At 76.7% G+C, this 1,074-nt stretch carries 3 protein-coding genes; all 3 read left to right on the forward strand.

Annotated features, from left to right (window positions below; all coding sequences use genetic code 11):
- A partial coding sequence (locus ACWEN3_RS46860; RefSeq protein WP_452984593.1) for a universal stress protein occupies positions 1-363 on the forward strand: 363 nt, incomplete at its 5' end.
- A gap of 29 nt (positions 364-392) precedes the next feature.
- On the forward strand, positions 393-653 hold the full coding sequence (locus ACWEN3_RS46865; RefSeq protein WP_452984595.1) for a hypothetical protein: 261 nt from the start codon (positions 393-395) through the stop codon (positions 651-653).
- Positions 654-658: 5 nt separating this feature from the next.
- Positions 659-1,074 (forward strand): universal stress protein (locus ACWEN3_RS46870; protein WP_452984596.1); only part of this gene is annotated, 416 nt, incomplete at its 3' end.

Consider the following 1,074-nt stretch of genomic DNA (forward strand, 5'->3'; position numbering starts at 1 on the left):
GCCTGGTCGCCACCTACGACGTCGACGGCGCCCAGCGCGCCCTGCGCGCCGAGCCCGCCGCCGTACACCGCGTACGGCATGTCCCCGGAACCCGAGGTCACGGCCTCCCTAGGACGCCGGGCGGCGGCCGCGCTGACCGAGGTGCTGCGGCCCTGGCGGCAGAAGTTCCCGGACGTCGAGGTGATCGAGGCGAGCCGCTGCGGCAACGCCGCGCCGGTCCTGGTGAACGCCGCCGGGGACGCCTGCCTGGTCGTCGTCGGCCGGCGCATCCGCACCAGCCCGTTCGGCCTCCACATCGGGCACGTCACCCACGCCGTCCTGCACCACGTCGACGCACCCGTGGCCGTTGTGGCCCACGACTGACCCGCCGTCACCGCGAGGGGAGCCCGTTCATGAAGGCAGCGTCCGGCGAGACCCGGGTCGCCGAGGAGCGAACCGGCCCCGAGCCGGGCCCGTGCCGGGACCGTGGCCGGTTCGGGCCGTACCGCACCGGCACCCGCGGCGACCGGGGCGTCCCGGCCGAGGTGCCGGACCGGCCCGGACACCGCGCCGGCGGCCCGGTGGAGCAGCAGGGTCGCCGGGCCTCCGCCGACGACGTCCCGCGCGGCTGGCCGCGGGCTCGCGTCGGCCTCGTCCTCCACCTGGGGCGGTGAGCACGATGGAACTGCCCGTCGTCGCCGGCGTCGACGGATCCGAGCCGAGCCTGCGCGCCGTGGACTGGGCCGCCGACGAGGCCGCCCTGCGCGGCGCCCCGCTCCGCCTGGTCTACGCCTCGCTCTGGGAACGCTACGAAGGCGCCCTGCTCGCCCAGGAACTCGACAAACCGGTGGACGAGGTGATGGCCCGGGACGTCGTCGGCACCGCCGAGCGCCGGGCCCGGCGCCGCCGGCCGGGAGTGAAGGTCACCACCGCGGTGCTGCCCGACGAGCCGGAGGACGGGCTCGTGCACGAGAGCCAGACCGCCCTCGTCATGGTCCTCGGCAGCCGGGGCCGCAGCGGCATCGCCGAGGCGCTGCTCGGCTCCGAAGCGCACGCACGCGAAGTGCTGCCCTCGGGCACCGAGATCGTGACCGG

This window comes from Streptomyces sp. NPDC004561 (assembly GCF_053602155.1).